Here is a 19,353-nt window from a genome sequence, read left to right on the forward strand (position 1 = left end):
ATTCTCCTCACTGCGTGTTTGGAGAATTGGATTTAGACTGAAAAAAAGCCCAATTAAAAAATTGGGCTTTTTTCTTGAGACTCAAAAAGAATGAGGTTTTAAACATTCAGATTGTCTAAGAAAGTTTGAATTACCAGTCGGCACTGCTGCTCTAACTGTGCTGCATAAGCCTGATTATCTTGACGTAATTGAGGAATGGATAAACCTGCATGGCGTATTTCACAGGTATGCCCAATGAGCCATTTCTCAAAACTTTGCTCAGCGATTTCAAGATGGAACTGCAAGGCCAAGATATTATTTCCCACAGAAAAAGCTTGGTTTGGATAGATCGCTGAACTTGCCAATAGCGTGCTATTTTCAGGTAAGTCAAAGGTATCGCCATGCCAGTGCAAGACTTCAACGTTTTCTAATGCTGCTAAGGGATTCGTCTCAACCACTTTAATGTCTAATTTGCTCCAACCAATCTCTTTTTGGTGTCCAGCATAGACTTTTGCACCGAGTGCGAGTGCAATGAGCTGTGCACCCAAACAAATTCCAATGGTGGGTTTATTGGCTTTTAAGCGCTGTTTTAGCCCGGCAATTTCATCCTCTAAAAACGGATAGTCCTCGGTTTCATAAACACCGATTGGTCCACCGAGAATCACTGTTAAGCCATCATAATGAAGAGCGGGGCTCAGATCATCAACACCCGCTTCAAAATAACGGACGCGAAAACCTAATTGATAAAAAATATCTTCTAATGAACCTAAATCTTCAAAAGCGAGATGTTGAATGGCATAAACGGTTTTCATGTGAGCAGCGAGGGTCATGGCTGAATATCAATCCATAGAAAAACTGTAGCTATCTTAAATCATTTATCCGTCTGCTGTCTTGCGCTTCAAACTTGAATAGAACAGAGAAAAGTACTTCTCTGTTCATATGTTTTTTAAAAAAATAATTCAGGCTGTTGGCTTTCTTCGAGGGTTTGATGCAGATGTTCATCCTTCAAATCGATACCAGAAAGCCCCAATCATTTGGAGTTATGCATTAACGCCAATAAGTGTTGTATGGCAACTGGAATACTTAATCTTGTGGGACAAATATTGGAAATACAGTTAGGTTGTGAATCTAGGCAACTGCTATGTGTAGTAGAGTTTCGTACTGTCAGGCGAACTGAGATAAAAATGTCCAGCGATTGGCATAAGCAACATATGGGTCTAAAAAAATTCAGCTATTTCATTGCCCAAAGTAAGGCAGCTTCTAATGGCAATACGAGCATCAGTAAATTGTTTTAGAGTTTCCCATCGATCTTGATGGGGACTGGCTGGATATTGAATATTGTTGGAAAGCTTTCTGAGATTCTCTTAAATGTATTAATAATCTGGACAATTGACTGGGCATTTGCTCTGCCCAATGAATCTCATTCTGCATAAAAATATGCTCAGTAAGTACTAAGACAACTGAGCATTGGGATAGTCATAGTAAAGTTATCTGGGTTATTTGTTTTTTTCAGATAGCCATGCAAAAAGTTGTTGATAAACCTGCTCGCGTACAGGTGGTGCAGACAGCACAAGGTCATGCAAACCGTTTTGAATAGATAGGGTTTGTACATCACCTTTCATTTTTTTTGCATTCTGAGTCATATCATTGACATCCAGAATCACATCACTCTGTTGGGCATCAATGCCCCATTTTTTAGGGAATTTGGATTGATGTGAATGCATGATTAAGGTAGGCACATTTAAGGTCACACCTTGATGGATTTCTTTTTGTGCTTCGTGAATCGCTGTGACAAAACAGAGGTGTACAAAAGGCATGGTTTTTGGTTTCCAATCCAGATTGAAATCCCATTCGCCGTAAAAATCTTTATGCAAGCTAGGGGTGTACCATGGATTTAAGCCACTTGGGAATTTAGCATTGGGCAAGCGTTTACCCACTTCACTGAGTAAGGGAATTCCGACTTTTTTCTCAATGACACTTTTATAGAAATCATAAAATGGACTGTTGTTCCAGACCGCTTTAATTAAACGATGGTCAGGATAATGTGCAGCATATAAAGTTGCAATTAAACCGCCTGTAGAATGTCCTGCTAATACAACCTGATTGTGATTTTCTTGACCGATGATTTCGAGTGCTTTACTGATTTCAGCATCATATTCGCGTAAATCTAAAACGTAGTAGAGTTTTTGATGAGGGAGTTTTGAACGACCATATTTTCTAAGGTCAAGTGCGTAAAAATCGTAACCATGCTGATTAAATTGTTCAGCCATTTCTTTTTGAAAAAAATAGTCTGCAAAACCATGAATATATAAAACTGCTTTTCTAGTCGCTTCAACGGCCTTCTTGCGAACTAAAGTTGCAACAACTTTTCCATCATAATCATCAGCGAAATTTAACGTTAGTTGTTGATAATCTTCACCAAGTATATCTGTTTGATATTCATAAAGATTTGAAGTAGTCATTTTTATAGATCAAGTCTGAATTCATTAACAAACACATTAAATGAAAACCTTCGGATGTCAATGTAATTATACGACACCTAGCGTTCGCAATTTGGATTTGCGTTTTTATTTTTGACAAAAAATCGTTAAGCTATGCGTTGTTGTTTTTGACTGAAGAAATTATGAAACAAGAGACTGCACTCAAGTTACTCAAGGCTGGGGAAAATGTTTTTTTAACGGGCTCAGCAGGTGCAGGAAAAACCTATACGCTTAATCAGTACATTCATTATCTCAAAGCACGTAAAGTGCCTGTGGCGATCACTGCATCCACAGGGATTGCGGCGACGCATATGAATGGCATGACCATCCATACTTGGGCCGGGATCGGGATTAAAGACCGCCTAAGTGATGATGATCTGAAACGGATGAAAGAGCGTAAATATTTAAAAGAGCATTTAGAAAATGCCCAAGTCTTGATTATTGATGAAATTTCAATGCTGCATGCCAAGCAATTGAATTTGGTTAATCAGGTATTGAAATACTTTAAAGAAAGTGATGAAGCCTTTGGCGGCATTCAAGTCATTGTTGCGGGAGATTTCTTCCAGTTACCACCAGTTGGTAAAAAAGATGAAAGCAACCGTGATAAATTTTGTTTTATGTCAGAGGCTTGGGTCGAAGCTAAATTCCGTGTCTGTTATTTGACAGAACAGCATCGTCAGGATGATGAAATCCTCAATCAGATTCTCAATGCAATCCGTGCACAGAATATTCAGACGAATCATCTCACTGCATTACAACAATCGCGTCAGCACGATATTGGTGAGACCTTTACCCGTTTATATACGCACAATATGGATGTCGATAATATTAATTATCAGCATCTGAATGAAATTGATAATGAAAGCCATCAATTCAATGCAGTGGTTGATGGCAATGAAAAGCTGATGGAAACCTTAAAATCTTCGGTGCGAGCGCCTGAAGAACTGACCTTGAAAAAAAATGCCAAAGTCATGTTTGTTAAAAACAACTTTGATATGGGCTATATCAATGGCAGTTTGGGTGAAGTCATTGGCTTTGAAGAAGATGATAAGCAGGGCATTCTGCCTAAAGTGAAGTTGACTGATGGCACAACATTTTTAGTCGAACCTGAAACGTGGTCGATTGAAAATGAAGCGGGTAAGGCGATTGCCAGTTTCCAACAAATTCCGTTACGTTTGGCATGGGCAATTACCATTCATAAAAGCCAAGGTATGACCTTGGAGGCAGCTGAGATTAATCTTAGCCATACTTTTGAGAAAGGTCAGGGTTATGTGGCTTTATCACGTTTAAAATCACTGACAGGGCTCAAGCTACTTGGTTTTAATGATCAGGCGCTTGAACTGGATAGTCTAGCAATCAAAGCAGATCGCCGTTTTCAGGAGTTGTCCACTGAAGCGGAAGCCAACTTTGAAAATATTGATTTAAGCACACAGCATAATGCCTTTATTCGGCATTGTGGTGGCACACTGAATGCCACTGAAATCGCCCGTAATGAAAAGAAAATCGCCAAAGGTGCAAAACAGAATTATGCCGCAGCGACCTTGGATGAAACCCGTACTTTATTTGAAGAAGGCTATGAAATTGAAGATATTGCACATGAGCGTGGTTTAACACCTGCAACGATCATCAATCATCTGGCGCGTTTACATAAAGAGCAGGGTTTGGATATTTCGGTCGCCAGTCCGGGTGATGAAGTGATTGAAGAAGTGCGGAAAATTTATAAGCGTTTGCATAAACGTAAAAATCCTGAACATTTTACTGATGACGGTTCGATTAAATTGCGTCCCATCGTGGAAGCCACCAGTCCGCGAATGGCCTATGATCAAGTCCGTTTAGCATTATTATTTATAGAATAGGAATCATAAAAATGCCGCATTTAATTGCAAACTATTCGGCTAATTTAACTGGGTTAGACCCACATCAATTATTAAAGGATGCGAATATCGCGTTAGTTGAAACGGAATTATTTGTCGCACATGATATTAAATCTCGTGCATTTAAGGATGAGGTATTTTTAATTGGTTTGAATGAAACAGAAGAAGCCTATATTCATTTAAAACTGTATTTATTGAGTGGCAGGACGCAGGAGCAAAAACAAGCCGTTGGTACGGCATTGTTGCAGCGATTGGAGCAAAAAAGCTATATCCAGTCTGAGCTCAGCTATCCGATTCAGCTTTGTGTAGAAGTGATTGATATGCCGAAAGAGGATTATTTTAAAGCGACTATTAAAGATTAAATAAGTAGGGGGCGGAGTCATATAAGCGAGCAGGTATCAACCTAAACAGGCAATGATTTGTAGCTAATGAGTGTTTATTAAACACACTCCGTAAAGACCGACTTTATAGTTTAACTGTTGTTTGTCTGCATGAATTTCTTCATTTTCATATGAGGTTAAACAAGGACGTACAACAATGAAAAAAGCACTGCTTCTCTTGAGTTCAATGGGTGTCTTGGCAAATACGCCAGTCTGGGCAGCCGATTTCAGTATCGGGGACCCGAAAACACAATCGGGTGAACTGAAATTGACAGGCGCAATCCGTACCCGCTATATCCATAAAGACTATATTGTCGAAGCCAATGAAGGCTCTAAGAACGATGACTGGCGACTGGCTGATATCAAAGCGGTACTCAGTTATGAAAACCCAGACTGGATTGCATCGATGGATGTGCGTTGCTACCAGTACGATCGTTTATGTGATGCACTATTTTTAAAAGATGCTTGGGCAGGCTATAAATTCTCGGATCAGCAACGGTTGACAGTCGGTTTACAATCGGTTGATTTCGGCTTTGGACGACTCTGGGGCAATAGTTATTATGAAACTTTGCTGAATACCGTTGGGCTGGAAGACATTCAAAACCTTGGGGTGAAATACCAGTTTAAGGATAATCTGTATAACTTCATTCTCGGTTTTTACCCGACTGATGGAGGCAACTACAAAGGTACCTCCAATGATTCCAGTCGTTATAGCGGTAACTTTGTGCGGGCAGACGATTTGACTCAAGGTACCGATATTGATGAAAAGAACATGTGGGTGACGCGCTTATCTCGAAAGTTTGAGCTAGATCAATCGCAGAATTTCTCGACTGAAATTGGTGGGTCATATTGGTATTCAGAACTGGAAAATCATCGAACCAATAAAGATGGGCATCGTAGTACATGGAACATTTTTAGCACCACCAATTATCAGGCATGGCAATGGTTGTTCTTGGCAGGAGAGCAGGATATTAAAAATGCAGATGATCTTTTGCCAAAAAGTTCAACCATTGGCGCATTTGACTATCCTTATCAGGTCGCCAACAAAGGCAAATACATGGCCAATGAAATCAACTATACCTTTGCCAAGCCATTTCATCAGTTAGAAAATATTAAACCTTATGTGTCATATAGCCGTTTTTATAAAGACGAGTCGGGATACAAGGATTCTGATCGCCTAATTGCAGGCTTATATTTTAACTATAAAAAAGTCGGTATACAGGGCGAATATATCTGGAGTCGCAATGACCCAATGACGGGCAGTGGTGCAGATGGTCTGGCGCAAGGTGACAGCAATCAATGGAATAAATTGTTCTATTTATCGTTGGGTTATTATTTCTAAACTCAGCGTTTAAAATGAGCCAGTCTGTTTACGATAGACTGGCTTTTTCCTTTAGGCAGTTCTTAAGATCAGTGCCCCGATTAAAATAATACACGAGGAGATAATCCGTACTGCATTGATGCGTTCTTTTAGAATAAAAATTGAAATCAGCGTAGCAAATAAAATCGAGGTTTCACGTAATGCGGCCACAACGGCAACGGGTGCAAGCGTCATCGCCCACAGTGCCAAACCATAAGAGAAAAAAGAACCGATTCCACCGATTAAACCTAAGTGCCAATTATGTCGAAAATATGCACCCATCTGATGATATTGCATTTTCAGGGCAAAGATAAAAAAGATCAGTCCTGAAAGCACGAAACTCCATAAAATATAGGCAATTGCCGATCCTGCAAGACGAACACCATGCCCATCCAGCAAGGTATAACCTGCAATCAGCACGGCATTGAGTAAGGCCAGGCCAATGCCTTTGCGTCCCGTTTTGGATGCAGCCAGAATCATCGATAAAATGCCGACGGAAATGGTGATGATGCCTAGCCATGCATTGAATTGTAATTGTTCGTGCAGTAACAAGGTACCTAAAACGGCCACAATCATTGGTGCTGTACCACGCATTAAGGGATAGGTCAGGCCCATATCGGCAACGCGATAGATTTTTGCCACCATGCCAAAATACAGAATTTGTATTGCCGTTGAAGCCAGAATATAAGGCCAACTCTCGCGATGTGGCATCGGGAAAAAGGGCAACAATATCGCAGCTAAAACGGCAGCGGATGCAGTGACCAGTACCGTGGTTAAAAACTTATTTGTCCCCGCTTTTACAATGGCATTCCATGTGGCATGACATGTCGCTGCAAGTAAAATAAGGCCAAATATTGCCGTGCTCATAAGCTGCCTGTTAATTCATGATCTTGCTAATGTGCATGATGTGGTTGAAAAAAGGAAGCAGGCAGCTTAGCGCGATTATAGAAATACTTTCTCAGTATTTGGATTGATCGGTTCAATCGGTTGTATCAACTGACCACGGTTTAGGTTCTGGATGTGCTGTAAACGGTTGATTAGTTCATTTTGAATAAACAGGATACAAGTCTGTAATTTAGATGAGCTTTTTAAACGTGAAGGATAGACCGCCCATACATCGGCGTCTTGCCAGTATTCATGCAAAATATGCTGTAACTGACCGCTAATCAATTCATCTGCCACATCCCAAATCGAACGTAAGATAATGCCACGCCCTTCAATCGCCAATTGATGAATAATTTCGCCATTATTGGAAATGAAGCGTGGTGTGACGTGTACCGACCGATCTTCCGAAGGATGACGTAATTTCCATAATACCGAGGATTGGTCACGTTCACTAATGGTCAGGCAATCGTGGTTGCGTAAATCTTCCAGACTTTCAGGCATGCCTTGTTGTAACAAATAGCTAGGTGCAGCACAGAAAATCCTGAAATTAGACAGCAGTTTTTTGGCAATCATATTCGGGGCAATTTCATTACCAATGCGGATATCCAAATCAATACTGTGTTGAATCAGGTCTTTGGTGTTGTCGATGGTATCAAACTGAATTTCCAGTTTTGGGTACATGGTCATCAATTTAGACAGAATTGGCGCAACATGTTTACGGCCAAAACCGAAGCTACTGACAATGTCGAGATGACCTGTGGGCGTGCTTAAGGGGTTATTGACCAGCTCACTGATTTCATCAAATTCATCCAGAATATTGGAGACTCGATCCAGAATCAGTTTGCCATCTTCGGTCAAACTGACATGGCGGGTACTGCGATGGAACAGTTTACAGTTCAGATTGGTTTCTAAAATATTGATACGTTTACTGATAAATGCAGGTGAAGCACCCAGCTCCTCAGCTGAATCGACAAAACTCTTGCGTTTGGCGACTGTGCAAAAAACCTTTAAATCCGATAGGTTAGGTAGATTATTCACGATCCGTGTCCATTGGGGTGATAGTTTTCTTATTGATCATTGTTGCCGAAAACAGCATGTTTACAGCTAAGGATATTAACCAAAGGTGTAAGGGAGCGTTATGGCAAAAAAGTATAAAGTTGCCACGATTGCGGGTGATGGGATTGGTTTAGAAGTTCTACCAGAAGGGATTAAGGTTGTAAAGGCAGCAGCAGACAAATATGGCATTCAACTTCAAATGGATAGCTTCGATTGGGCCAGCTGTGATTACTACCTTGAACACGGCAAAATGATGCCAGAAAACTGGTTTGAAGTCTTGCAGCAATATGATGCAATTTTCTTTGGTGCAGTGGGTTGGCCTGAAAAGGTGCCTGATCACATTTCACTGTGGGGATCATTACTCCAGTTCCGACGTCGTTTTGATCAGTATGTGAATTTACGCCCTGTTCGGTTAATGCCTGGGGTGAAATGCCCACTGGCAGGCAAACAACCGGGTGATATCGATTTTTATGTGGTGCGTGAAAACAGTGAAGGTGAGTATTCTGCGATTGGTGGTAAAGCCTTTGAAGGCACTGACCGTGAGTTTGTCTTGCAGGAAGCAGTGTTTACTCGTCATGGTGTCGATCGCATCTTAAAATATGCCTTTGAATTTGCCGATCAGCGTGAGGCTAAAAAAATCACGGCTGCAACTAAATCCAATGGTATTGCAGTCAGCATGCCGTACTGGGATGAACGTGTCGATGAAATGGCAAAACACTATCCACAGATCAAGGCAGATAAACAGCATGTCGATATTTTAGCGGCACGTTTTGTTCTTCAGCCTGAGCGTTTTGATGTGGTGGTGGCATCGAATTTATTTGGTGACATCTTGTCTGATTTAGGCCCTGCATGTACAGGCACCATTGGTTTGGCTGCTTCGGCCAACCTCAACCCTGAACGTAAGTTCCCGTCATTGTTTGAACCTGTGCATGGTTCAGCACCCGATATTTACGGACAGCAAATTGCCAATCCGATTGCAGCGATTTGGTCAGGTGCCATGATGCTGGATTTCTTGGCAGATGGAGATGAACAAGTCATTCAGGCAGGGCAGGAAATCATGCAAGCGATTGAGCATGTGTTGGTGCATGGCCCTAAAACGCCTGATGTCGGTGGAACTGCTAAGACCTATGAAGTGGGAGATGCGATTGCATCCTGCGTGACTGAGCAAAAAATGGATTTATTCGCGATGGAGTAAGTACCTCTTAGGGAATAGTCACTATCCGAGATGGATTGAATAGATATGGATAATCAAATTACAAAGCCTTATACAGATAAGACGCTTGCGATCACCAGTCTTGCCGTTGTATTTACATCGGTGGCTGGGTTGGCAATCTACTCATCTGAATCAATACAACTGGCTGCAAAATGGATGCAGTGGACCACGTCGGTGTTTACCACGCCAGTCCTGTTATTTGCTTTTTTATCAATTATTTTTACCTTCGGTTTGGCCTTTAGTAAATACGGCAAAATCAAGCTTGGTGAAGGTAAGCCTCAATACAGCACTATGTCATGGATTTTCATGTTCATTTTGTCGGGGATTGGATCATCTACCTTGTACTGGGGATTTCTAGACTGGGCCTATTACTACCAAACTCCGGGGTTGAATTTAGTCCCTGAATCGGCGGAAGCCCTTAAATACAGCGTGGCTTATTCTTTCTTTCACTCAGGTTTAAGTGCATGGTCGATCTATGCTTTGGCATCGATTTCACTGTGCTATAGCTATCATGTCAGAAAGAATAAAGGGCTGAGCTTAGCCTCAATGGTAGAAGCCGTCACTGGCTTTAAAGCGACAGGACCCGTTGGACGTGTGGTCGACCTGATGTTCTTGCTGTGTATGTTTGGTGCTTTAACCATTTCACTGGTTTTGACTGCGGTCACCTTTACCAACATTCTGTCGCAGCTGACGGGTATTCCGAATACCTTCATGACCAAAGTCATCATTATTTTAGCGGTATCCATCCTATTCGCACTGAGCTCTTATGTCGGTATGGATAAAGGCATGCAACGTTTGAGTCATATGGTGTGTTTGGGCGTGGTGCTGTTTGCGATCTATGTGCTGTGCTTTGGACCAACCCAATTCATTATGAATAATTCATTGATGAGTTTTGGCCTGATGGCGACTAACTTTGTCGATATGAGTCTGTTTACCGATCCGATGGGAGATGGAAAGTTCACCCGTGAATGGACCGTGTTCTACTGGTTATGGTGGATTTCTTATGCACCAGGTGTGGCGTTATTTGTAACTCGTGTCTCCAAAGGACGCACCATTAAAGAAGTGATTCTTGCCATGGTCATCGGTGGTAGTGTTGGTTTATGGTTCATCTTTGGGGTATTTGAAAATTACAGCGTTCACAGCTTTATTCACGGCATAGTCAATGTTCCACAAATCTTGAGCCAGCAAGGTGGTGAAGTGGCAATTGGTCAACTGTTGGGCTTATTGCCAGCAGGCAAGCTGATGATGTGGTTGTTCCTTGGCATTATGGTGATTTTCCTTGCAGCACATATGGATGCGGTGGGATATGCGGTTTCTGCAACCTGTACCCGTGGTTTAAGTGAAGGGCAAGATCCATCTCCGAATGCGCGCTTGTTTTGGTGTCTGATGTTAACCCTGGTACCGATTGCGATGATTTTCTCTAAGGCACCTTTAGACACCATGAAAACTGCCACCATTGTGACTGCCTTACCGTTTATTGTGATTATTCTGGTACAGACCTATGGCTTGGTGAAATGGTTGATTGAGGATTATTCCAAAGTGCCATCGCATTTGATTGAACAGAGCAGTTTTAGTGACTTGGAAGCGCTTGAGCATACTGACCCAAATCAACAGATGCAGATTGATATTGCGGCAACCGCACTGGCACATAAAAGCAGTCAAAAGGAATTGTTATGACAGCACAGCCGAACATGCGCTATGAGTTAAGCGAAGAAATGCAAAGTCTGGTGTATTGGAGCAGCATTTATTCAGCAGCGGATAACGATATTGATTCAATTCGTGCAGCCTATGATGCGATGTGCCTGCATTACACCTTGCCACGCGATGGCACGGTGAATATTGAAGATAAAACCATTACGCATGCGACTCATCCAGTCAATGTTCGGTTGTATTCACCATTGGGCCAAGTACCAGAGGAAGGTTGGCCTTGTGTGTTGTATCTGCATGGTGGCGGCTGGATGGTGGGGAATTTGGACTCACATGAATTTATCACCCGCTATTTATGTCGTGATCTGAATGTTGCGGTACTGAGTGTCGATTATCGTTTGGTGCCAGAACATCATTTTCCAGCCGCTTATCAAGACTGTGAAATGGTCTATCACTGGCTCCGCGCGCATGGAGCAGACTGGGACATTGATTCAACGCAGATTGTATTAGCTGGCGACAGTGCAGGAGGCAATTTAGCTGCGGCATTGGCGGTTCAGTTACAACATACAGGCGTGCAGGCATGTGGTTTGGCTTTGATCTATCCATGTTTGGGCAGCAGTTTTGATACCGCATCTTGCCAGCAGCATGCAGATGCACCGTTACTGACACTCGAGGAAATGCATTATTACTTAAACGAATATGCACCGAATGCAAGCGATTGGCAGGACACACGTTTAGCACCACTTTTGGCAGAAGATTTCAGTGATATGCCACACAGCTTTGTTGCGGTGGCGGAATATGATCCGCTGTGTGATGACGGACGTATTTTTGTGGACAAGTTAAAGCAAGCCAATGTTGCAGCTGAGTTTTATCTCGGCAAAGGATTACTGCATGGCAGTTTACGTTTAGTACGGGACTGTCCTGTAGTACAGGATTTATATCAGCACATGCTGAATTCGTTAAAGCAAATGTTCAAGTGATTTGAACATCAGCCAATTTTGATAAAACGGTCGTTAGGACAAAACAGTTTAATGGAGTAAAACCATGAATGCAGTTGAAAAATTACCAGAAGATTTCTGTTCAAACCCAGATGTGGCATGGACGTTTCCAAAAGTGTTCTATACCTCATCTCAGGTGTTTGAGCGCGAAAAAGAAGAAATTTTTGCGAAAAGCTGGATTTGCGTAGCACATGGCAGTGAAGTTGCCCAAGCCAATGACTATATTACCCGTAAGGTGATTGGTGAAAATATCATCGTAATTCGCGGTAAAGACAGCGTATTGCGTGCATTCTATAATGTCTGTCCGCATCGTGGTCATGAGCTGTTAAGCGGCAGTGGTAAAGCCAAAAACGTGATTACCTGTCCGTATCATGCATGGACATTCAAGCTGGATGGTAGTTTGGCACTGGCACGTAACTGTGATCATGTTGAGTCTTTTGACAAGCAAAACTCCAGCATGGTGCCATTAAAAGTTGAAGAATATGGCGGTTTTGTCTTTATCAATATGGATGAAAATGCCACTTGTGTTGAAGATCAGTTGCCTGAATTTGCACAAAAACTGAATGAAGCTTGTGCGGTAATAAAAGACTTGAAACTGGCTGCACGTTTCGTCACGGAAACACCTGCCAACTGGAAAGTGATCGTGGATAACTATTTAGAATGTTATCACTGTGGCCCAGCGCATCCTGGTTTTGCTGATTCTGTTCAGGTGGATAAATATTGGCATACCACGCATCAAAATTGGACGCTGCAATATGGTTATGCACGTTCTTCAGAGAAGTCATTCAAGCTTGATCCATCTGTAAAAGATCCGACCTTTAGTGGTTTCTGGACTTGGCCTTGCACCATGTTTAACGTACCACCGGGTGCAAATTTCATGACCGTGATCTATGAGTTCCCAATGGATGCGGAAACCACTTTACAGCACTATGACATTTTCTTCACCAATGAAGAATTGACCCAAGATCAGAAAGACCTAATTGAATGGTATCGCAATGTCTTCCGCCCTGAAGACCTCGAGCTGGTTGAAAGTGTACAACGTGGTTTAAAATCACGGGGTTATCGTGGTCAAGGGCGTATCATGACCGACAAGCAACGTTCGGGAATCAGTGAACATGGTATCGCTTATTTCCAGAATCTTGTTGCGCAACACCATCAATAATTTTGTCTCAGGTATTAGATAAGGGAAGTGTGGCAAACGATAAGGTCACACTTCGCTTCAATCGATAGGAACATGACATGTCAAGTTTGCAAGCAAGTCCGTTATTTCAACAACACGGATTGATCAATGGTCAATGGGTGAGTGCACAGTCCGATATCACCATTCCTGTCACCAACCCTGCGACAGGTGAGGAAATTGGTGTCATTCCGAATATGGGTGCAGCAGAAGCCACCGAAGCAGTCGAAGTGGCGTATCAGGCTTTAGCAGCGTGGAAAGGATTAACCGCACAAAAACGTGCAGACCTGTTATTGGCGTGGTATCAACTGGTTTTGAGTCATGCTGATGAGCTGGCACGGATCATGACCATTGAGCAGGGTAAACCCTTAGCCGAAGCTTTGGGTGAAGTGAAATATGCAGCTTCATTTATTCAATGGTTTGCTGAAGAAGGCAAACGTGTGTATGGCGATGTGATTCCAACCACCAATAGCCAGCAGCGTTTTATTATCACCAAAGAACCTGTGGGTGTAGTTGCAGCAATTACGCCGTGGAACTTCCCGATTGCCATGATTACCCGTAAAGCAGCACCTGCGTTGGCTGCGGGCTGCACCATCGTGATCAAACCTGCTAATGAAACCCCATATTGTGCACTTGCGATTGCCAAGCTGGCTGAAATGGCTGGCATCCCAGCGGGCGTCATTAATGTGGTGACAGGTAAATCGCAAGACATTGGTTCAGTATTTACCAGTCATGAAAAAGTTAAAAAACTGACCTTTACCGGTTCTACACCTGTTGGTCGTTTATTGATGCAGCAATGTTCAGGCACCATTAAAAAGTTGGCTCTAGAACTGGGTGGTAATGCACCACTCATTGTTTTTGATGATGCCGATCTGGATAAAGCGGTACAAGGCGCAATCTTTGCCAAGTTCCGTAATGCAGGGCAAACCTGTGTTTGCGCCAATCGAATCTATGTACATGACAAGGTTTATCAGGCCTTTACCGAGAAATTTGTGCAAGAAGTACAGAAATTCAAAATCGGCAATGGTTTAGAACCGAATGTACAGATCGGGCCGTTAATCAATGACAAAGCGGTTTTGAAAGCAAAACAGTTGATTGATGATGCTTGTGGCAAGGGTGCCCAAGTGGCGTGTGGTGGTCAACAGCACTCACTGGGTCAGACCTTTTTTGAACCAACGGTTTTGACAGATGTATCGCCTGATATGGACATTGTTCAGGAAGAAATTTTTGGACCCGTTGCGCCATTAATCCGTTTTACCGAGGAAGCGGATGTGGTGGCACAAGCTAACGATACCATTTTTGGTTTAGCCGCTTATGTGTATAGCGAAAACATTTCACGGATTTGGCGTGTCGCTGAACAGTTGGAATATGGCATGGTCGGGATGAACTCAACCGCTATTTCCAATGAAGTGGTGCCATTTGGTGGTGTGAAACAATCGGGTGTGGGGCGTGAAGGTTCTAAATACGGTTTAGAAGAGTTCATGACCATTAAATATATGTGTTTAGGAATCTAGGGACACTGTGGATTGGGCTGTTTTCGAGGACAGCCCAATCCACAATATGCGCTTAAAATTAGAAAATGCTGAGATGAGCAGCATGTGGTAAAGAGGATTTAGACATGGCTAGTCATTATGAAATGTTTGCATCAGTGGTCACACGCGTAGAGCAACTGACTCCACTGATCAAACGATTTACATTTAAACGTCAGGACGGACAAAATTTCCCTCAATTTAATGGTGGCAGTCATATCATTGTGAAAATGAATGATCAGCTATCCAATGCCTATTCACTGATGAGCTGTGCTCAAGATCTATCGACGTACCAAGTGTGTGTCCGTAAAGATATTGAAGGTAAAGGTGGTTCAGTCTTTATGCATGATCAGTGCAATGAAGGCTGTGAGATTCTGATTTCTGAACCGAAGAATTTGTTTCCATTGGCGGCAGATGGCGAGAAACATATTCTGATTGCGGGTGGTATCGGCATCACCCCGTTTGTGCCGCAAATGGATGAGTTGGCTGCACGTGGTGCAGACTATGAATTGCATTATGCCTATCGTTCGCCAGAGCATGCAGCACTGTTGGAAGAACTCAAACAAAAACATGGCGAACATATCTTTAGCTATATTGACTCAGATGGAAAATGTCTGGATCTGGACCAACTGATTGGAGCTCAACCGAAAGGCACGCATGTCTATGTATGTGGGCCTAAGCCAATGATTGATGCAGTGATTGATCGTTGTAATTACCATCGTTACCGCGATGAATATATTCACTGGGAACAGTTTGCTTCAACTGTACCTGAAGAGGGTGAGGCATTTACGGTGGTGTTGGCAAAATCCAATCTGCAAGTTGAGGTTCAAGGCAATCAAACCATTTTACAAGCGATTGAACTGCTTAATATTGATGTGGAATGTTTATGTCGTGAAGGCGTATGTGGTACTTGTGAAACCACAATTCTGGAAGGTGAAGCAGAGCATTTTGACCAATATCTCAGTGATGATGAAAAAGCATCACAGCAGTCGATGATGATTTGTGTATCGCGTGCCAAAGGTAGAAAATTGGTACTCGATCTTTAATATTAAGCGTTGATTTTCACATAATAAAAAAGCAGCCTAAGCTGCTTTTTTATTGATATCAAACATTGATTCAGATTTATTTTTTCCCTTTCTTGGTTTTTAGATATTCCTGATAGGATTCCTCGGCAAAGCGTCTTAAGGAATCTCCAATTGCGGCATATTGGTATTCATTCAGGTTGGCCAATGAAGCACGGGCAGAAGGGTGCTGTACCCCAAAGCCTGAACCTGGTAAGAGCACTACGCCTGTTTCATCCGCTACACGGAATAGGAGTTCGGTTGGGTTCTTGTTTTTCATCACCCAATCGGCAAAATCATCCCCATACAGTGTTCGAGAAGTATTTTCCAAGTTGACCAAGGTATAGTAATCGACTGAGTTTGGATCAGCAGGAACTTCAACCCCTAACTGTCGGTACAGTGCAGCATCACGCTCACGTACCACAGATTTAACCGCCTTCTTATAGTTCTGTTGCGAATCCATCATATTGAACAGGGCAAACAGTACCATTTGCACTTGTTGTGGTGTAGAAAGACCAGCCGTGTGATTTAGTGCCACATTACGGCTATCCGCGACCAGACGATCAATGAATTTAATCTTGGCTGGATCGGTGGTTAATGAAGAATAACGTTCTTCCAATTCCTTCTTGTCTTTTTTAGAGAGTGCCGCCAGCTTTTGATCTAGAATATTATTGTTGGAGAGGGCAATCACCCCGAGTCTCCAACCTGTAGCCCCAAAATATTTCGAGAATGAATAGACCAAGATGGTATTGTCTGGGCAGATTGCAAACAGTGATTTGAAATTATCCGCAAAAGTACCGTACACATCATCGGTCAGAATAATCAGGTCAGGTCGTTTTTTAACGATATCAGCCAAAATTGCCAAGCCTTCATCGCTGAGTTTTACCGAAGGTGGGTTACTTGGATTCACCAAGAAGAAGGCTTTAATCGATGGGTCTTCCAATTTCCGTAATTCAGATTCTGGATATTGCCAGTCAAGCTTCGGATCAGCTTCGATCAGGACTTCTTCAAGCTGATAGTCATTCAGTTTAGGAATTTCCAAATACGGTGTGAAAATGGGTGCACCAATCGCGATACGATCGCCATTGGCAATAATTTTATTCTCTTTTAAAGAGTTAAAAATATAGGCCATTGCTGCCGTTCCACCTTCGACCGCAAACAAGTCTAAACCTTCTTTAGGCATCCCTTGGACGCCCATTTCACGCAGGATATATTCTTTGATAATCGATTCGCTAATGCGTAGCATGCGGTCTGGAACGGGGTAGTTACAGCCTAAAATTCCCTCGACCATCTCCAGTAAAAAAGCATCTGGATCTAAACCAAGCTGATCTCTGACATAGGAAATGGCTTTACCTAGAAATACCACGCCAGGTTTATCCCGATTGTGCATAATGAAGTTATCGAAACGTGATTGCAGACCGACAGGGCGAGGGAAGCCCCCTAGGCCTTCTGGCATGTAAGAGAAAGAGAACTCTGATTCTGTTGTTGAAAACAGCCCCAATTGGAAGAATGCTCGACGTGGAACCGTGGCTAAAAAGTTCGGATTTCCGCGCCCTGCATTGAGCATCATCCTGTCTGTTTTGCTTTGAGCAAGCTCAATTAAATTGTCTTTTAGTTCGAATGGGCTAAGTTTTGAGTATTTAGAGTAATCAACGTTCCCCATGGGAAGTCTCCTTAATTATAGTGACGGCAATAAAATTTTGAATATGGATGTTAAGCAAGGCCAACAATCAGTGGACCAAGTAAGGTTAAGAATACATTTGCCAAGGCATAAGTAATTGCGAAAGGCACGGTTGGAATCGAATTTCCGGCCTTATCTAAAATTGCACCAAAGGCAGGGTTGGCGCTACGGGAACCAGATAAGGCACCTGCCATAACGGCAACGTTGTCATAACGCAGTACATAACGTGCGAAAAGCATGGACAGAATTAGTGGTATCAGTGTGACCACGACACCAATCATAAATAGGGATAGACCACTGTCTTTAATCGTTTGAATGGCTTGTAAACCAGATTGCAAACCAACCGCAGCAACGAATCCTGCAAGACCTAAATCTTTAAGCAGTTGGGAGGCGGCTAAAGGCATGTTGCCATGGACTTGATTACGGCTGCGTAACCAACCAAACAGAAGACCTGACAGTAATGCACCACCACCTGCACCGAGTGTCAGAGGAACATCACCGATACGTACCACAAACAAGCCGATCAATAAACCGACGACCAAGCCTGCGCCGTGGAAAATCCAATCGGTCTTTAAGCTTTCTGGCAGTGCTGTGCCTGCTTCTTTGACTAAACGATCAAGATCACTTTTAGTCCCATAAACGGTGATGACGTCCCCTTGATGTAAAATAGTGTCATCACTCAACGTTTGGGTTTCATCGTTGCGTTTAATTGCAAGCACGTAAATACCATGCTTTAAATAAGCTGGGGTGTTGGCTTTGATATCGCCTAAACTACGATTGATATATTTGGAATTTCTTAGGATGACATCTGTCGTATCCATAATCATTTCCATACCTTGTGAGGATTGTAACTCCGTGCCGATCTGTTCTGAAACAGCAACCACACTGGCACGACGGCCTACAAGCAATATCACATCATCGGTTTGTAGAGTCAGTTCTGGTGCAACATCAATAAATTGATCTTTGCGCTTTAAGCGTTCGATGGTGATACTGGTTTGCTTGGCTTCAAGCTCGGCAACAGTTTGCCCATTAGCTTGTTTAACTTTATAAATACGCCCTACAATTTCAGGCATTGCAAGCTCTTGCCCCGGTGCTAATTCAAAAGCACCCTTGAGACGTTCTGACTGGGCTTTTAATGCATCATCATGAATTTCTTTACCCATAAATTTGGGCAGGATGTTCACACAAACAATAATGGCACCCAACGAACCGAAAATATAAGTCACGGCATATCCGATCGCGACATTGGCCTGTAGTTTTTGAATCTCAGCCAATGGTAGGTCGAGTCTGGAAATCGCATCCCCCGCAGTACCTATAATTGCAGATTGGGTCATACCACCTGCTGCCAGTCCTGCGGCTAAACCTTTGTCTAAGTGGAATAACTTTGCCATGACCAATACAGTAATTAAACCACTGACTGCCATGAATACTGCTAATAGGATTTCTTTTATCGATTGTGGGCCCAATGATTTAAAAAACTGTGGACCACTTTCAAAACCAACAGCATAAATAAACAATGCAAACAGAATGGCTTTGACCCCATTGTCTACTGGAACACCAATTAGACTGAGTACAACTGCAACAAGTAGGGAACCTGCTACACCACCGAACTGAAATTTTCCGAATTGAAACTGACCGATCCAGAACCCTATTGCCAAGGATAAGAACAATAGAATTTCTGGGCTATGTTTTAATTCGCCTTGTAACCATTCAATCATTTTTCGATCTCACTTTTATTATTCGATCTATCTTTAGGTTTGAAATTTATTTATTTTTCATGTTTTTTTAAGATACCCCCTAGAACTAATCCGTGCAAATTCTTTGATTTTATTGTGTTTTTATTATTTCTTTCTAAGTTGCTAGAAAAACTAAACTTTTTTATTTTAAAATGTTTTTATAAAAACTTAACTTAACGAAATATAAAATAAAGTTACACAAAGAAACAGGTTTAAATTTGAATGATTACTGGTTGTTTGTGTTATTTAATTAATTTTAAAATAATAAATAAGTTTTTATAATGAGTGGTTAGTACT

At 42.3% G+C, this 19,353-nt stretch carries 15 protein-coding genes; 9 read left to right on the plus strand and 6 right to left on the minus strand.

Translation table 11 applies throughout. The features are described 5' to 3' along the window. Positions 1–98: 98 nt before the first annotated feature. Both NDN11_RS06690 and NDN11_RS06695 read right to left on the minus strand, forming a co-directional pair. Complete coding sequence (locus NDN11_RS06690) at positions 99–809, minus strand: glutamine amidotransferase (RefSeq protein ID WP_251111155.1); 711 nt, start codon at positions 807–809, stop codon at positions 99–101. Between the two features lie 666 nt (positions 810–1,475). Then, positions 1,476–2,441, minus strand: coding sequence for an alpha/beta hydrolase (locus NDN11_RS06695; RefSeq protein WP_251111156.1), 966 nt, complete (start codon positions 2,439–2,441; stop codon positions 1,476–1,478). Positions 2,442–2,602: 161 nt separating this feature from the next. Between NDN11_RS06695 and NDN11_RS06700 the strand changes: the two genes are divergently transcribed. The 3 genes from NDN11_RS06700 to NDN11_RS06710 all read left to right on the plus strand — a co-directional run bounded on the left by NDN11_RS06700 (position 2,603) and on the right by NDN11_RS06710 (position 6,055). Further along, positions 2,603–4,315 (plus strand): DEAD/DEAH box helicase, encoded by a 1,713-nt coding sequence (locus NDN11_RS06700; RefSeq protein ID WP_251111157.1) that lies wholly within the window; start codon positions 2,603–2,605, stop codon positions 4,313–4,315. Between the two features lie 11 nt (positions 4,316–4,326). Further along, complete coding sequence (locus NDN11_RS06705) at positions 4,327–4,695, plus strand: 5-carboxymethyl-2-hydroxymuconate Delta-isomerase (RefSeq protein ID WP_251111158.1); 369 nt, start codon at positions 4,327–4,329, stop codon at positions 4,693–4,695. Positions 4,696–4,870: 175 nt separating this feature from the next. Further along, complete coding sequence (locus NDN11_RS06710) at positions 4,871–6,055, plus strand: porin (protein ID WP_251111159.1); 1,185 nt, start codon at positions 4,871–4,873, stop codon at positions 6,053–6,055. 51 nt (positions 6,056–6,106) lie between these two features. Here the strand turns inward: NDN11_RS06710 and NDN11_RS06715 are convergent, their stop codons facing one another. Then, positions 6,107–6,940: a DMT family transporter gene (locus NDN11_RS06715; protein WP_251111160.1), complete on the minus strand. Its 834-nt coding sequence runs from the start codon at positions 6,938–6,940 to the stop codon at positions 6,107–6,109. 75 nt (positions 6,941–7,015) lie between these two features. Then, positions 7,016–7,996 (minus strand): LysR family transcriptional regulator, encoded by a 981-nt coding sequence (locus NDN11_RS06720; protein ID WP_251111161.1) that lies wholly within the window; start codon positions 7,994–7,996, stop codon positions 7,016–7,018. 100 nt (positions 7,997–8,096) lie between these two features. Between NDN11_RS06720 and NDN11_RS06725 the strand changes: the two genes are divergently transcribed. The 6 genes from NDN11_RS06725 (at position 8,097) to cntB (ending at position 15,624) form a co-directional block, all read left to right on the plus strand. Further along, positions 8,097–9,209, plus strand: a complete 1,113-nt coding sequence (locus NDN11_RS06725; RefSeq protein ID WP_251111162.1) for a tartrate dehydrogenase — start codon at positions 8,097–8,099, stop codon at positions 9,207–9,209. A gap of 39 nt (positions 9,210–9,248) precedes the next feature. Further along, positions 9,249–10,904: a BCCT family transporter gene (locus tag NDN11_RS06730; protein ID WP_251111502.1), complete on the plus strand. Its 1,656-nt coding sequence runs from the start codon at positions 9,249–9,251 to the stop codon at positions 10,902–10,904. After that, positions 10,901–11,854: an alpha/beta hydrolase gene (locus tag NDN11_RS06735; RefSeq protein ID WP_251111163.1), complete on the plus strand. Its 954-nt coding sequence runs from the start codon at positions 10,901–10,903 to the stop codon at positions 11,852–11,854. Before NDN11_RS06730 ends, NDN11_RS06735 begins: the two co-directional genes overlap by 4 nt. 64 nt (positions 11,855–11,918) lie before the next feature. Continuing rightward, positions 11,919–13,034, plus strand: a complete 1,116-nt coding sequence (gene cntA / locus NDN11_RS06740; RefSeq protein ID WP_005204619.1) for a carnitine monooxygenase subunit alpha — start codon at positions 11,919–11,921, stop codon at positions 13,032–13,034. Positions 13,035–13,111: 77 nt separating this feature from the next. After that, positions 13,112–14,563: an NAD-dependent succinate-semialdehyde dehydrogenase gene (locus tag NDN11_RS06745; protein WP_251111164.1), complete on the plus strand. Its 1,452-nt coding sequence runs from the start codon at positions 13,112–13,114 to the stop codon at positions 14,561–14,563. Positions 14,564–14,667: 104 nt separating this feature from the next. Then, on the plus strand, positions 14,668–15,624 hold the full coding sequence (gene cntB, locus NDN11_RS06750) for a carnitine monooxygenase, reductase subunit CntB (protein ID WP_251111165.1): 957 nt from the start codon (positions 14,668–14,670) through the stop codon (positions 15,622–15,624). A gap of 76 nt (positions 15,625–15,700) precedes the next feature. Here the strand turns inward: cntB and NDN11_RS06755 are convergent, their stop codons facing one another. Both NDN11_RS06755 and aspT read right to left on the minus strand, forming a co-directional pair. Next, the gene (locus tag NDN11_RS06755; RefSeq protein WP_167248362.1) at positions 15,701–17,302 is read right to left on the minus strand and encodes a bifunctional aspartate transaminase/aspartate 4-decarboxylase; all 1,602 of its coding nucleotides are present in this window, start codon (positions 17,300–17,302) and stop codon (positions 15,701–15,703) included. A gap of 50 nt (positions 17,303–17,352) precedes the next feature. Next, positions 17,353–19,038 (minus strand): aspartate-alanine antiporter, encoded by a 1,686-nt coding sequence (gene aspT, locus NDN11_RS06760; RefSeq protein WP_251111166.1) that lies wholly within the window; start codon positions 19,036–19,038, stop codon positions 17,353–17,355. Positions 19,039–19,353: the final 315 nt, after the last annotated feature.

Source organism: Acinetobacter sp. C26M, from assembly GCF_023702675.1.
Lineage (GTDB): Bacteria > Pseudomonadota > Gammaproteobacteria > Pseudomonadales > Moraxellaceae > Acinetobacter.

What these genes read in the sequence shown, in the direction of transcription:
- NDN11_RS06690 (WP_251111155.1), bottom strand. Translation starts at nt 809, where the DNA reads ATGACCCTCGCTGCTCACATGAAAACCGTTTATGCCATTCAACATCTC.
- NDN11_RS06695 (WP_251111156.1), bottom strand. Translation starts at nt 2,441, where the DNA reads ATGACTACTTCAAATCTTTATGAATATCAAACAGATATACTTGGTGAA.
- NDN11_RS06700 (WP_251111157.1), top strand. Translation starts at nt 2,603, where the DNA reads ATGAAACAAGAGACTGCACTCAAGTTACTCAAGGCTGGGGAAAATGTT.
- NDN11_RS06705 (WP_251111158.1), top strand. Translation starts at nt 4,327, where the DNA reads ATGCCGCATTTAATTGCAAACTATTCGGCTAATTTAACTGGGTTAGAC.
- NDN11_RS06710 (WP_251111159.1), top strand. Translation starts at nt 4,871, where the DNA reads ATGAAAAAAGCACTGCTTCTCTTGAGTTCAATGGGTGTCTTGGCAAAT.
- NDN11_RS06715 (WP_251111160.1), bottom strand. Translation starts at nt 6,940, where the DNA reads ATGAGCACGGCAATATTTGGCCTTATTTTACTTGCAGCGACATGTCAT.
- NDN11_RS06725 (WP_251111162.1), top strand. Translation starts at nt 8,097, where the DNA reads ATGGCAAAAAAGTATAAAGTTGCCACGATTGCGGGTGATGGGATTGGT.
- NDN11_RS06735 (WP_251111163.1), top strand. Translation starts at nt 10,901, where the DNA reads ATGACAGCACAGCCGAACATGCGCTATGAGTTAAGCGAAGAAATGCAA.
- cntA (WP_005204619.1), top strand. Translation starts at nt 11,919, where the DNA reads ATGAATGCAGTTGAAAAATTACCAGAAGATTTCTGTTCAAACCCAGAT.
- NDN11_RS06745 (WP_251111164.1), top strand. Translation starts at nt 13,112, where the DNA reads ATGTCAAGTTTGCAAGCAAGTCCGTTATTTCAACAACACGGATTGATC.
- cntB (WP_251111165.1), top strand. Translation starts at nt 14,668, where the DNA reads ATGGCTAGTCATTATGAAATGTTTGCATCAGTGGTCACACGCGTAGAG.
- NDN11_RS06755 (WP_167248362.1), bottom strand. Translation starts at nt 17,302, where the DNA reads ATGGGGAACGTTGATTACTCTAAATACTCAAAACTTAGCCCATTCGAA.
- aspT (WP_251111166.1), bottom strand. Translation starts at nt 19,038, where the DNA reads ATGATTGAATGGTTACAAGGCGAATTAAAACATAGCCCAGAAATTCTA.